This window comes from Bacillus thuringiensis, from assembly GCF_022095615.2.
GTDB classification, from domain to species: Bacteria; Bacillota; Bacilli; order Bacillales; family Bacillaceae_G; genus Bacillus_A; species Bacillus_A cereus_AG.
The window spans coordinates 1,689,915-1,704,355 of sequence record NZ_CP155559.1 but is presented as its reverse complement, the minus strand read 5'-3'; the positions used below and the strand labels follow the sequence as shown (position 1 = coordinate 1,704,355).

Genomic DNA, 14,441 nt, shown 5'->3' with positions numbered 1-14,441 from the left:
TTTATTAAATTGCAAAACGCTTATACTTTTCGTAATCACTCGTCTTACATTCTACTTCTAGTTTCGTACCTTCGTTTTCATAACTTGTAGATAAAACATGCGCATAGTTATTGAAATAAGAAACTACCTGTCCTTGATCATACGGAATTAACATTTCACACTTCGTATACTCTTTATAGATGTGTGAACGAATCATTTCGACAAGCTCTTCTATCCCAACATGTTTCTTCGCTGACAAATAAACGCGTTCTTCTTGTACTTTCGGAATTTCAACATCTACCATATCCGATTTGTTATAGGCATAAATGGTTGGGATATTTTCTACTCCAATTTTCTTTAACGTTTCATTTGTAATATCAATTAACTGTTCATAATTTGGATTTGCGTAATCTACAACGTGAATAAGTAGGTCCGCTTCCGCTACTTCTTCTAAAGTTGAACGGAATGCTTTCACAAGGTGATGCGGTAATTTACTTACAAATCCAACTGTATCCGTTAATAAAAATGATTTGTTATCTGGCAAATCAATATTTCGCACAGATGTTTCTAATGTCGCGAATAACATATCTTTTTCAAATACTTGTTTTTCTTCTGTACCATTATAAATTTCAAGCATCGCATTCATCGTCGTTGACTTTCCTGCGTTCGTATAACCTACTAATGCTACAACTGGTACTTCATTTTTCTTACGTTGCTTTCGCTGCGTTTGACGTTGTGCAACAAGTGCTTCTAGGTCTTTATTTAATACTGAAATCTGCTCTTCAATTTTACGACGGTCTAACTCTAACTTTTTTTCACCGACACCTTTATTTTTCGTACCAACACCTCCACTCTGTCTTCCTAACGATTCACGAAGACCGATTAAACGAGGCATCATATACTGAAGATGAGCTACTTCTACTTGTAGCTGCGCTTCTTTCGTTTTCGCACGTTGCGCAAAAATATCTAAAATTAAAATGGTACGATCAATAACTTTACAATCTAAATCCGCTTCTAAATTCCGAATTTGTGAAGGAGATAATTCGTCATTAAAGATTACCATATTCGCATCTACTTCATTTACATAGGCAGCTACTTCTTCAATCTTTCCTTTTCCAATATAATGGGATGGATTTACACGTTGTAAATTTTGCGTCACTTGTCCAATTACCTCTACATCACAAGCTTCTGCAAGATTCGTTAGCTCTTCCATCGAATATGCAAAATCATCTTCATTACCTAAATTTACTCCAACTAAAACTGCTCTTTGTAATAATTCTTCCATATATTTATTCCTCCATTTCGATTACGTAAAATAAAAAACACAGGTCGCTGCCTGTGTTTTCGTAAACGGATAAGGGTTCACCAAAGAAATAGAAGAAAGCTGTGCTTTCATCCTATCTCATAGTCAAAAAGTCCCAAGATCATATACGTATCCACAATAAGTGTTCACCTATACGATCCCATTCTATTTATAAAGGCAAAACAAAAAGAGGGCGTATTCGTCCCTCCCTCTTTTTCACATATAAGCTTAATAAAGGGTTCCTTTAAAATAGGCAGACCAATCCCGTTCACTCTGTACACAGACAGAGCCTTTGAGCGCTATTCAATTATTGGCACAAAGTATTGAGACGTAATCTGATTAAGATCAAAGGAAGCCCCTCCGTTCATTTTAAGTTACATAAAGTGTAGCATAAGTAATTCGCTTTCACAAGATTAAACCACCTATAGAAACAGAAAGAAAATCCTTATATATTTACTTTAATCGTCATTTTTTGCGCGTTCTTCTTACACTAAAAATCACAAGAACTACTATCAGTAAAAGACCTACAGAAAGAGTAACAACTTGCCACCAGCTTAGGCCGTTCAACATGCCACCTTTTAAATCGACTTTCTTCGTCGGAACAGATTCTTTTGCAATTTGACTTAAAGCAACTTTGTCCGCTCCTGCCTCATCTAATCTCTTCGTTCCACTACACATAGATGTCTCTAAGTTTTCCTCTCCTCTATAAGAAGAAAAGACTAAGTACTCTCCTCCCTCTGAAAAAGGAAATGTACAACTATTAAAACTTGTATATACAATCACTTGCGAAGAGCTTGTCCCTTTCCAAATTCTCTTCACTTCAAATAATGTTTTCATTTTTCCGTCCTTCTCTTGAACCTCTAATACCTTACCTTCAAACACTACATCATTGTTTTGTAACTTCTCTTCTGGTGATGCTTTCACACACTCACAAGCGTAAGACTTCTCTGGTAAAATAAAATAAGTAAGGCTGCAAATTAAAACTAGAGACAATACATATACGATTCTTTTCAAGAATCTCAAACCCCTTCATAATCAATTTTCGAAGCTTTCCGTATATTATTTGGACATCACTCCTCAAATTCCTTTTCGTTTTATTAAAATATAATGATTTTTACAAACAAAAAATCTTTATTGACATTTTTATAACCTGATATTAGTATCAGGTTATAAAAATAAGTTAGGAGATGTTCCTATGCATTCTAAATCTCGTATTACTGCAATTGGTACGTATGTTCCAAATCAAATATTATCTAATAACGATTTAGAGAAAATGATTGATACGAATGATGAGTGGATTGTACAAAGAACAGGAATGAAGGAAAGACGAATTGCGAGCAAAGACGAATACTCCTCACACTTAGCCATTAACGCGATTGAAAATTTATGTACAACATTTAAAAAGAACTTAGAAGATATCGACTGTATCATCGTCGCTACAACGACTGCTGACTACGTTTTCCCTAGTGTTGCTTGCCAAATACAACAATACTTCAACATACCTCATACAATGGCATTTGATTTAAATGCCACTTGCGCTGGTTTCACATATGGCTTGCACATCGGTAATAGCTTGATTACTTCTGGATCACATAAAAAAGTACTTGTCGTAGCGACAGAGACATTATCAAAAGTTACTGATTACACCGATAGAACGACATGTATTTTATTCGGTGATGGTGCTGGAGCCATTTTATTAGAAAAAGATGAAAACAAACCAAGCTTTATCGCGTATCATATGGGCACAAACGGTGACGGCGGAATTCATCTATACAGAACAAATTTATCTACTACTATGAATGACACCCGACTGCAAACAAATGAAAAAATCGTGCAAAATGGGAGAGAAGTATATAAATGGGCAACACGTACGGTGCCAGCAGGTATAAAAGAACTATTACATACCGCTAATATGCAAAAGGATGATATAGACTGGTTCATTCCTCATAGCGCTAACTTACGCATGATTGAATCTATTTGTGAAAAATCTCAAATTCCAATACAAAAAACATTAACGAGTGTGGAATATATGGGGAATACATCTTCTGTCTCTATTCCACTCGCTCTAGATTTAGCTAGAAAAAAAGGAAAATTAAATAATGGAGACACACTTTTACTATACGGGTTTGGTGGTGGTCTTACGCATTTAGGGCTTATTGTGGAGTGGGATTTAAACTAAAATTTTTCTTTTATACAACTAACTACAAAAAAGCTGCATTCAAAGATTGGTTACCTCCCTTTGAACGCAGCTTTTTTTATCTTAATTTTATTTACCTGTCCGAGCCCATATCACAACAGGAATAAGCATGAAAGCTAAAACTCCTCCAGCTAATGACAATGCCGCATAGCTAGAATTCGCCACTACCATACCTGACATCGCTCCGCCTGAAGCTCCCGCTAGCGCAATAAACACATCTATCTTCCCTTGTGTTTTTGCACGTGTGGAAGGTATAGTTGCATCAACAATTTGAGCCGTACCACTTATTAAACCGAGGTTCCATCCTAATCCAAGTAAAGACAAAGCAACAATTAATAATACTAAAGAATCACTTGGCGCGATTGCAGCTATACTACCAGCTGCTAGTAAAATTACTCCGCCAGCTATACTCATCGTAGTTCTTCCAATTTTATCAATTAACATTCCCGTAACGAGAGATGGAAGATACATTGCACCTACATGAAAACCAATTACAAGTCCTACTGCACTTAAAGCATGACCGTGATGCCCCATATGAACTGGAGTCATCGTCATAATCGCAACCATCACGATTTGTGTAAGTATCATTACGATAGCTCCAACCGTAATGCCTCTTTTATTTTCTTTCGCTTCTTCTGTTACTGGTTGCCCTTTATATGTATGCTCTTGTTTATATGTTTCTATCATATTAGCAATAAGTAACGGATCTGGGCGTAGCATAACAAAAAGGACAAGACCCGCCAGTATAAACGCCGCTGCTGATAATATGAATGGGCCAGCAAGTTCAGGAATTCCAATTGAATGAGCAAACCTTCCCATTACACCTACTAAATTTGGACCTGCGACTGCACCAAAAGTCGTCATTACCATCGTAATACTAACAGCGGTTGCTCTTTGCTTCTTATTCGCTAAATCCGTTCCAGCGTAACGCGCTTGTAGATTCGTAGCTGTGCCCGCGCCATATATGAGTAAAGAAACTAGTAAAAGAATAATACTATTTGTTAAAGCTGCTAATACAACTCCAATAGCCCCTAGTCCACCTACTATAAAACCTGCTGCAAGTCCTATGCGACGACCATGTTTTTGCGATAACTTTCCAACAAAGAAAGCTGCTACCGCCGATCCCAATGTAAACATAGCAGCCGGTAATCCTGCATATGCATCTGTCCCAAGCATTTGCTGCGCAAGTAGTGCACCTACTGTAATTCCAGCAGCTAACCCTGCCCCGCCGAACATTTGTGAAATGCTTACGATTAGTAATGTTCTTTTGTATAATTTTTGTTGTTCTTCTTCTGTATATATATGATTACTCTCTAAAGCCCCCACCTTATCTAACAATTCCTCATCCTCCCTTTGAAATGAAACCCTCTTGTTAATGTACTATAGAACAACAAAATCCCCAAATTTAAAATGCTGAAATTTATTTATACATGTAAAGAACCCCACGGTTTATGTTTTTCCCATTACCGAGGGGTTCCCAAAATAATTATACTAATTTTATCACAGCTAGCATTCCATCATTTGAATATAACTCACCTTTAGATTATTTCCCTTAGACTCCCCCTATAACTCTTTCCCCTCTCTTTTTACTCAAAGTCTTTCCTTCCCAAAATAACAAACTTACTAAAGCAAAAACTAAAATAATTGGCACACTCACTTTATATAAATCTGTAAAACTCATAGCCATCTGATTCTTAGCATAATGATTCACATCATTCGAAAATGCGAGTACTTCTTTCTTTATACTTTCTTCTTGTTTTTCAACTTCATTTGTCACTTGACTCATAACTTCTTCTCTTTTTACATCTCTATATTCTACTGGAACTTCTCTTAATACTTCATCCACCTTTTGGTGAATTAATTCATCTTTTTTCTCTTTATTTAATTCTACAAATGCTTCATTTTGATCTTTTTCTACATTTGTTTCTATACTTTGGTTCTCTATTTTTCCTTTTGTTATTTGTAATATCTCAGCTTGCTGAGCACTACTCACATGAATATTACGCACTTTTTTTTCTGCATAACGATATACCTTCTCTTTATTTACAGTTATGTTGTGCGTTAAGTTAGATACAAATATTGCAACTGCTAATACAATTCCAACTTGTCGTAACATCGAGACAACACTTTGAGAAGCAGTTAATAATTCCCCTTCAAACGAAGAAGCACTTAAAACTGTAATTGGACCTACTACTAAACCATACCCAACACCTAATATCATACATGGAATAATTATTTCTATATTTGTTGAATTAACATCAATCATTTGCAACCAATAATAAGATAGCCCCATAATAAGAAAGCCTGACAAAATAATAGTTACTTTTCCAAGTTTATTAATTAAAGTTGCTGCAACTGGTGAGACTAAAAATATCATTGCTGAAATAGGTGTCACTAAAAAAGCTGCTTCGATTTCCGTTCGACCTTGTATTTTCGTCAAGAACGTTGGAAGTAATACAGTTACTCCAATTAAAAATAAATTACTTAATATTACAACGATAGATGCTCCAACAAATATTCGATCTTTAAATAAATTTAAATTCACCATTGGATTATGAATCTTTCGTTCCACTAGAACAAATAGAATAAGAGAAATAGTGCTAATTGCATAACAAGACACAGCTATATTACTTTGCCATCCCCATGTATTGCCTTTTACTAATATGAGAGTAAAAGAAAAAATTGCTGTGCTACTTAATAGCAGTCCTATCCAATCTATTTTTGAGATAATACGTTCTTCATTTTTTATTTGTAACATAATGCAGCATAAAATGATTCCAAGAATACAAATTGGAACATTAACGAAGAACACCCATCTCCAACCGAAATTTTGTGTAATAATTCCACCTATTACTGGTCCCATCGCAGCTGATAATCCTTGTGATACTCCTAGAATTGCAAGTGCAACATCCCTCTTAGCTAATGGCATTGCTGATACACCAATTACCATACTAGTCGGAAATAAAATCGCTGCACCTACACTTTGTATAAAGCGAGAAAAGATAAGGAAATCGCCCGTATTAGCAAAAGCGCAAAGTATTGATCCACCACCAAAAATTATCAAACCAAGAATATACATCTTTGCTTTCCCAAAAATATCAGCTATCCGCCCTAGTGGAATGGCGAGTACCGCAATCGTCATCGTATATACATTTAATACCCAAGACATCTTTTCTAATGACGTATTTACACTCGTTTGTATCGCGGGTAAAGCTATATTCATAATTGTCGTATCAATCATACAAAGAAATATACCTAGACACATTAAAAAGACAACCTTAATACCCTTTGATTGCTCCATGTTCATCTACCCCTTTATTTATTATGAACAGATTTTTCATTCTTCCATTTTATTGTGTTCTTTTGCTTCTAGTTGCTCTAGTTTTCTTTTCAACGTCTCTACTTGAGCACTATACGATGCGATACCTATATCGAGTGAAATTTCCTCAACAAAAGTAATACCTTCTCTCCACTTTTCATATTTCAAACGAAGATCCGCAATGTATAGCTCTTTCCTTTCAATTTCGTCCGCAATCCATTTTTTTATCGCCTTATCATCGCTATAATTACCGAAATACATCCTCATTAAAAAATCTGAACGTAAAACATCTTTCTCTACATCTGTTTGCATGTATTGATAAAACTCTTCACGCCCTTCATCTGTAATAAAGTACATTTTCTTATTTGGTTTCCCTTCTTGCATAATAACCTCTTTCTTGATTTTCCCCTCTTTTTCCAACTGTCGTAACGTTGGATAAATCATTCCAAAACTCCCATCAAAAAAATGAGTAAATACGTCTTCGAACACAATTTTAATATCATAACCAGACAATTCTTTTTCCATCAATAAACCTAAAACAACATCTCTTCCCTTCAAAATAAAACCCCCACATAATATATAATCAATAATCACATTAACATTGTTAATATGATTATTGATTATATAACTTATTCTGTTAATTGTAAAATGTTTCTAAATAAAAAAACACCCTGTAATTTTATTGTTCAAAATTACAGGGTAGCTCGACTTTATATTTCACATGTAAACTCTGTACTATTTTACAACTACAACTTGATTCGCTTCAAAGCCTTCTGTCTTACCTTCTTTTATTTCATAATAATACGAAGGTAGTTCTATATTATGTTTTAAGAGATACTCCTCAATTAACGAAATCATCACTTTTAACGTTTTCACACGAGCATATAATTTATCGTTACTTTCGATAATATGCCACTTTGCATTTGGCTTATTTGTATTTTCAAACATGTCTTCCGTTGCTTCTACATACTCGTCCCATTTGTTACGATTACGCCAATCTTCGTCTGTAATTTTCCATCTTTTCAAAGGATTTTTCTCTCTATCTTTAAACCTCTTTAATTGTTCATCTTTACTAATATGATAGAAAAACTTTCCGATTATATAATGATCATCTGTTAGTAATTTTTCAAAATCATTAATCTCATCATACGCTCTCGTCCACTCTTCCTTTGTAGCAAAACCTTCAACACGCTCAACTAACACACGGCCGTACCATGAGCGATCAAAAATAGTAATTTGCCCGTACTGAGGAAGTTTTCGCCAGAAACGTTGCAAGTAATGGTACCGTTTTTCATGAAGTGCTGGTGCTCCAATTGGATTTACTTGAAACCCACGCGGATCAAGGTGTTCCGTCACTCTCTTAATCGCCCCGCCTTTCCCAGCCGCATCCCAACCTTCCATAACGAGCATAACTGCAATTTTTTCTTCTTTTACAATTTGCTGAAGTGCTAATAAGCGTCTCTGATATTTTTCAAGTTTCTTATTATACTTAGACTTTGATTCTATTCTTTTCGTTAAATCTATTTTAACAAGATGTCCATTTTCCATAAAACAAATCCCCCTTGTTGTATGACAATACTATTTTAACATATTATTGGAAAATTCTCACATTAGAAAAGTTGTGTAGAAAATCTCTACACAGCTTTCATAAAGAATACAGCAGTTAATATAACCGTAATAACCGCACCTACAATATAAGATGTGTTCAACGGAATATTAAAACCAATTGTTGCATGTAAAATGCAACTTACATTCATGGGTGTCACAAATAGCATTTCACATTATATGGTATATCATCTCAAAAAGAGAAGATAATAACAAATATATTCATTAAAGAATGGGAGTTCTCTAAAAATGAAACGAAAAATATTTTCTCTCTTTGCACTAATCTGTTTAGCACTACCAATACAAGCTAGTGCATACACATTTCAATCACTACCAATCGCATCAAAGTCTAAACAATGGTATATCGAAATTGATAATTCTCATAACGTAAACAAGCAAGCATTGCAGCCAAAACAAGGTGTATACGATACATATAGTTTACTCGTAAAAAACATCGGTAATGATGTATCAAACGTAGCTGTGGAAATACTTGATAACACCCCTACCTCTAAAGCTACTTTTAATGCTACCGCTTTAAATAACAACGTTTCGAAAAGTGATACAAGCTTTGATTACATCGTATTCCCATTAGACTTTAACAGCCATAATTTCAAAGTCGTCATAACTTGGGAAGAAAAGAACTTCTCTTACAACGGCCATCCAGTAAATGAAAGTAAAAAAATGAAACAAACATTTGTATTTAATGAAGAGTAAGCTCTAATTTGATTAGGGCCTACTCTTTTTTTACAAAACCAGATTGAATTGCTTCTGCCACTTCTTTTGTAATTTCCAGTTCTGTTGCTTCCATACTAATTTTCTTACGCCAAATATGTACGGAGGGCTTTTCATTATAAAGATGCTTTATTAATACGAGTTGGTTATATGCTAGCCTATTTTCTCTATGGGTAGCGATATAGACTGTGAAATTTTTTGCTTCAAATACCTTTTCTCCCAAAATGTATTTACATCCCAACTCATGTACTAGTAAATCATGTAGGTTTTCTATATTCATATACCCTCCCCCCTTTTAACCTACATAATTAATCGAACCGCCTAATACTTGGTACAGCCAATGCTATTCCAATCGTTACAAGTACTAAAATAGCTAGTGTTATAATCGTTACCTCGCCACCTATGACAGTAGCTAACCATCCTACAACCACATAGCCGAGTGGCAATAAAGCAAATGAACCTAGCATATCAAGGCTTGCCACTCTTCCAAATGCTTCTTCTGGTACGAGTTCTTGTAAACTTGTTTCCCAAATGAGTCCAAATATCATCATACCGAACCCTTCAATTGCCATTAATGCAATTAATGCAGGTGCCCAAGTAATAAACGGCATTATTAAAAGCGCACAACCACTTATTAAAACACCACCATAGGCAAGTAATCCCCGCTTATGCCACCGTTCCTTCCCGCCAAATATTAATGCAGCAATTACAGCTCCAACACCAGAAGATGCCATTCCTATTCCATACACGTATGCTTCAAAATGATGATGAACATTAAATAACCATGGAATTAATACGACGATAATGCCGGCATAACAAATATTGATGAAAGAAAAGACTAAAATTGTAATCCATAGCCACGGATGACTTTTTAAAACGAAAACACCTTCCATAAACTCTTGTTTGTAATCAATCTTTCTTTTTTCAATGTTTTTTACTTTTCCAAACTTTATTTCTCTTAAAAATAATAAACATAAAAATGATAACAAATACGTTACTGCATCTAGTCCAAATCCTATTCCGGCAGATGCAACTGAAACGATCAATCCTCCAAGAGCCGGCCCAATTAGTCGTATACCTTGATTACTCATTTGAGTTAATGCATTAGCTGCATTTCGAATATCCGGTACGAATACTTTCGCTCTTACAGCCGCATATGCCGGCTGAAATATCCCTTCCATAAGCCCATACAATGCTACGAGTACATATAGAAGTGGAATTGTTAAAACGTCCATAAATATAAGTGTTGCAAGTAATAGCATTAATACGCAGCGAATTATATCTGTAAATAACATTACTTTCACCCGATCCATTCGATCTACGACTAATCCAGCAAACGGTAACGCAAGAATATTAGGAAGCATGTACATTGCCATAGTCATTCCCATTACAACTGTTGAACCAGTCAATGAATATACAACGACTGGCAGTATGACCATCGTTATCGAACTACCTAAAGCCGAAAGCAATTGCCCAATCCATAAAAATTTAAAATGTGATGACGCTTTAACTGGTAATAACAATTTACCGACATAACTTTCATTTTTCTCTGTTCGTATTTCTCCTTGCATACCTCAATCCTCTTTTCAAATTAAGTCAAAACTGAATATAAAACAGAAAATTCAATCTCCAATACTTTTAATTATATATGAATCTGTTAAATTATTGGTAAAAATATAAAAAGGTGTTTTCATAAATGAAAACACCTTTTTTGTCTATAATTTTAAGTTCTTCTTCAATGTCCAATACTTTTCTTGAGTATTTTCAAGTGAAAATTCTACCCAGCCGTTTGGATCTTCACGATATACGTTTACTTTCGTACCATTTTCTAATTTTCCAACTTCATTTTGTGTAACATTTGGTACACTCTTAATTGGATTGTTAAACGGGAATGGAACTTGGTAGTAAGATCCTACCGATTGAACTGTAGCTTTTGCATCTTTTGTATAATCTTTATATGGAATCGCTTCGCCTAGTGCATTTACATTTAATGTATTAGGATTTTTCGCTAATCGTTTTACATTTTGATAATCTTTGTTATTGAAAGGCTTAATACGTTCCATAATATTAGCGATTTTTCCAGCCCATGCTTTATCTGTTGCATACTTAACATTCATAGCAGGTAATGTGTAACCATTGAAATGAGGAGCGCCTTCTTCTAAGTAGTTCTTTCTTACATAATCAGCATTGTATGAAATACTTTGCCCGTACGATGGTAAATATTTTGCATATGCAAATGGATCCCAATCAAATGCTTTTAAGCCAAATAAATTATGTTTACGATATGCAATTTCTGATTTCCCGTAACCAGATTCTAAGATTGCATGTGCAGCTAAGTATAATGCGCTCACACCATACTCATTTTGTGCTTGAATAAAATCTTTACCCGTTCCAATAAGCGGACTGTCAGGATGCCATTTTTTAATGAAATTATCAATCTCTTGTGCCGTTATGTTAGATGGTAATGTCACATCTAGATTAATATATGATGGCTGTTCAACAGGAACATCATTTTTAATTTGCATCGCTTTATATAATAATTGTGCATAGCTTTCACGTGTTAATACACCTGATGGATCAAATCCTCCAAAATTATTCCCTGCCGCTACACCATTGGATTGCAATGCACTAATTGCTTCTTTTGCCCACCAATGCGCTGCATCTATATCATTAAATGTATGTGGTGCTTTTACTTCTAGTTTAAATGCTTTTTGCAAAATAACAGACATCTCAGCACGAGTTAACGATTCTTTCGGTCTAAATGTTCCTTTACCATCACCTACAAAAATCCCCATATCTGTTAATGCCAAAATTTCTTTTTGGAACATCGTCGTTCCCGCACTAATATCAGAGTATGGATTTTTATAATCGGTTTTTGCTTCTGGTTTTAATGCGCGATACATTAATGCTGCTACTTGCTCACGAGTTACAACATCTCCAAAGCCAAATTTACCATTATCGTAACCTGCAATAACCCCTTTTGACGTTAAATCAGTAATCGCTTCAAGTGCCCAATGATCTTTCGGAACGTCTGGAAATTCTTTTGTAGATGCAAACGAAGTTGCTGGAGCCATCACTACTTGAAGTGCGACTGTCACTGCTAACACATTAGAAATAACTTTTTTCATATTTTTTTAACACGTTATGTATATGCTTGTCCCGTGTTAACTTGCCTCCCTTTATCGTATAATTTTCCCTATTAAACTAACAAACTCTTAATTAGTCAACAGTAAAAGTATACGTGATAAAAATAAACTAATCTACCATTATTTTATTCATAATTAGTATAATACGATATATCTTTTTATCTTGATATAAAATTACAAAAACTTACATAAAAAGCCCACCTCTATATAGACGATGGGCCTAGCAATCAATATTATTTAGCTAAACGATATTTGGAAACATCGAAACCTTTCCATTCATAATAATCTAAAATCCCAGCATAAACTGCCTCAGCAGCGATTTGTCTTCCTGATTCAGTAGCTAATTTACCATTATCTATATTATTATCAATAAAGGCAAGCTCTGTTAAAACTGCTGGTACTGTATTATTATTCACTACATAAAGTGAATGATCGTCTTTTATAGTTCTATCTCTTGTATGTAGTGCTTCTACTACTCTTTTTTGAATTTTCTTCGCTAATACTTCGCTATCCTTTTCAATCTGTGTCTCTTCTCCACGCTTGGATTTTTTATAATAATATGTTTCCGTTCCATGACCATCATGCTTTTCAGAAGAATTTGCATGAATGCTTACAAATATATCTCCATTGTTCTCTTGACCAAATTTCACTCGATTCGCAAGAGATTCATTTTTATTACTTCCTGGATTTCCGTTCTCTTCACGTGTTAACAAAGCTTTTAAAGGTGTATTTTTTTCTAACAACTTCTGTAATCTTAAAGATGTATCAAATACAATTGCACTTTCTTCTACACCTTGTCCTGGATTCCCTGGATCAAATCCTCCATGACCAGGATCAATAATAACCACCTTTTCTACTAAAGGGTTACCTATTTTAAGAGAATCTGCCTTTTTAATAAATTGAGCTGCCTCTGCTTTAGTTAGAATTTTTTCAGGATCCCATCTGTCACCAGTCCCAACAGAAATCCCTAATTCAACTAAGATGTTCGCTTTTGCTTTACCCCAACTTTTTTCTAAATCACTGAATTTAGTTGCTGGAGTACCATTTACTTTAGAATCTAATTTGTAAGCTTCTACAATAAGAGAGGCCATTGAAACTCGGTCAATTTTCCCAGTTGGATCAAATACGCCTGGGCCTTTCCCTTTAACAACACCAGCTTTTTCTACAGCTGCGATGAATGGAGTATACCATTCGTTTTGAGAATCACCGAAAGATGGTTTAGCATTTTTATCGATTGGTAAGTTTAAGATTTGAGCCATCATTGTAGCTGCTTCTGCACGAGTGATTTCTTTTTCAGGCTCGAACATTCCTTTATCGTTACCTTTAACTGCACCTTTCTCTACTAAATAGTAAATAGAATCTTCTGCCCAATGTTTAGCTGGGACATCTGGAAATTTTTGTGTTTGCGCGAAACTACTAGATGAATAAGATAATATACTAGCTGCGATTACTCCTGCTGCAATTATTCTATTTTTCATAGAATATATTCCCCTCTCAAGTACAATATTTTTATGTAACAGACTAATTATAGTTCTGAAAATTAGTAATAGTCAATTTAAGTTTGTATAATTTTGTATTATTATTGTATTTTTTGTCATAAATGACTATAGTTAAAAACTATAAGATTTTATAAGAGGAGAGATTCATATGAGCAACAATTGGAAAGATATAGAGCACCGTATTTACACGATGTGTATGATTCAACGGAATAATGAAGTATTGCTAATACAGCGCCCCGATCATCTAGGCTTCCCTGGTTACATCGCTCCTGGCGGAAAAGTAGATTTCCCAGAAAGTATCGCCAAAGCTGCAAAACGAGAAGTAAAGGAAGAAACTGGATTACTTGTTTCAAATTTAACTTTCAAGGGATTAGATGAATACGTAAATCCGAAAGAAAATGTTCGATATATGGTATTTAATTATTGGACAGACTCATTTGAAGGCGAACTTCTTATGGATCCTCCAGAGGGCGAATTATTATGGGTACCAATCGATACAGCATTAAATCTGCCTATGCAAGATTGGTTTAAAGAGAGATTCCCATTATTTTTTGAAAAAGATACGTTTGAAATTCAACGTGTTTGGGACCGAGACTTAGATAAACAAGTTGCTATGACAATTACGCATACATAAAAAAAGCTTGGAATCTCTCCAAGCTTT

At 34.8% G+C, this 14,441-nt stretch carries 13 protein-coding genes and 1 pseudogene; 3 read left to right on the top strand and 11 right to left on the bottom strand.

The genetic code is table 11. The features are described 5' to 3' along the window. Positions 1–4 precede the first annotated feature (4 nt). Both hflX and KZZ19_RS08855 read right to left on the bottom strand, forming a co-directional pair. Positions 5–1,264, bottom strand: coding sequence for a GTPase HflX (hflX, locus tag KZZ19_RS08860; protein WP_237981422.1), 1,260 nt, complete (start codon positions 1,262–1,264; stop codon positions 5–7). Positions 1,265–1,747: 483 nt separating this feature from the next. Continuing rightward, the gene (locus tag KZZ19_RS08855) at positions 1,748–2,296 is read right to left on the bottom strand and encodes a cobalamin biosynthesis protein CbiN (RefSeq protein WP_237981423.1); all 549 of its coding nucleotides are present in this window, start codon (positions 2,294–2,296) and stop codon (positions 1,748–1,750) included. Between the two features lie 181 nt (positions 2,297–2,477). Between KZZ19_RS08855 and KZZ19_RS08850 the strand changes: the two genes are divergently transcribed. Next, entirely contained in the window at positions 2,478–3,461 is a 984-nt protein-coding gene (locus tag KZZ19_RS08850) for a ketoacyl-ACP synthase III (protein ID WP_237981424.1), read from the top strand. An 87-nt stretch (positions 3,462–3,548) separates the two neighbouring features. Here the strand turns inward: KZZ19_RS08850 and KZZ19_RS08845 are convergent, their stop codons facing one another. From KZZ19_RS08845 to KZZ19_RS08825, 5 genes and pseudogenes are all read right to left on the bottom strand, one after another. After that, positions 3,549–4,817 carry an MFS transporter gene (locus tag KZZ19_RS08845; protein WP_237981425.1) on the bottom strand — a complete coding sequence of 423 codons (1,269 nt, stop codon included), beginning with the start codon at positions 4,815–4,817 and terminating at the stop codon, positions 3,549–3,551. 214 nt (positions 4,818–5,031) lie between these two features. Beyond that, entirely contained in the window at positions 5,032–6,780 is a 1,749-nt protein-coding gene (locus KZZ19_RS08840; RefSeq protein WP_237981426.1) for an MFS transporter, read from the bottom strand. A 36-nt stretch (positions 6,781–6,816) separates the two neighbouring features. Then, positions 6,817–7,356, bottom strand: coding sequence for a PadR family transcriptional regulator (locus KZZ19_RS08835; protein ID WP_237981427.1), 540 nt, complete (start codon positions 7,354–7,356; stop codon positions 6,817–6,819). 177 nt (positions 7,357–7,533) lie between these two features. Beyond that, positions 7,534–8,346: a polyphosphate kinase 2 family protein gene (locus KZZ19_RS08830; protein WP_237981428.1), complete on the bottom strand. Its 813-nt coding sequence runs from the start codon at positions 8,344–8,346 to the stop codon at positions 7,534–7,536. An 86-nt stretch (positions 8,347–8,432) separates the two neighbouring features. Next, a pseudogene (locus KZZ19_RS08825) lies at positions 8,433–8,570 on the bottom strand (carbon starvation CstA family protein); the annotation flags it as partial. Positions 8,571–8,652: 82 nt separating this feature from the next. Between KZZ19_RS08825 and KZZ19_RS08820 the strand changes: the two are divergent. Then, on the top strand, positions 8,653–9,117 hold the full coding sequence (locus KZZ19_RS08820) for a hypothetical protein (RefSeq protein ID WP_088095959.1): 465 nt from the start codon (positions 8,653–8,655) through the stop codon (positions 9,115–9,117). Between the two features lie 19 nt (positions 9,118–9,136). Here the strand turns inward: KZZ19_RS08820 and KZZ19_RS08815 are convergent, their stop codons facing one another. The 4 genes from KZZ19_RS08815 to KZZ19_RS08800 all read right to left on the bottom strand — a co-directional run bounded on the left by KZZ19_RS08815 (position 9,137) and on the right by KZZ19_RS08800 (position 13,759). Then, a complete protein-coding gene (locus tag KZZ19_RS08815; RefSeq protein ID WP_237981429.1) occupies positions 9,137–9,415 on the bottom strand; it encodes a hypothetical protein in 279 nt (92 codons plus the stop codon). Positions 9,416–9,443: 28 nt separating this feature from the next. Next, positions 9,444–10,706: an MFS transporter gene (locus KZZ19_RS08810; protein ID WP_237981430.1), complete on the bottom strand. Its 1,263-nt coding sequence runs from the start codon at positions 10,704–10,706 to the stop codon at positions 9,444–9,446. 144 nt (positions 10,707–10,850) lie between these two features. Continuing rightward, positions 10,851–12,263: an S-layer homology domain-containing protein gene (locus KZZ19_RS08805; RefSeq protein WP_237981431.1), complete on the bottom strand. Its 1,413-nt coding sequence runs from the start codon at positions 12,261–12,263 to the stop codon at positions 10,851–10,853. A 251-nt stretch (positions 12,264–12,514) separates the two neighbouring features. Beyond that, positions 12,515–13,759 carry an N-acetylmuramoyl-L-alanine amidase gene (locus KZZ19_RS08800; protein WP_237981432.1) on the bottom strand — a complete coding sequence of 415 codons (1,245 nt, stop codon included), beginning with the start codon at positions 13,757–13,759 and terminating at the stop codon, positions 12,515–12,517. A 169-nt stretch (positions 13,760–13,928) separates the two neighbouring features. Here KZZ19_RS08800 and KZZ19_RS08795 point away from each other — a divergent pair, with 169 nt between their 5' ends. Next, positions 13,929–14,414 (top strand): 8-oxo-dGTP diphosphatase, encoded by a 486-nt coding sequence (locus tag KZZ19_RS08795; RefSeq protein WP_237981433.1) that lies wholly within the window; start codon positions 13,929–13,931, stop codon positions 14,412–14,414. The last annotated feature ends 27 nt before the right edge of the window (positions 14,415–14,441 follow it).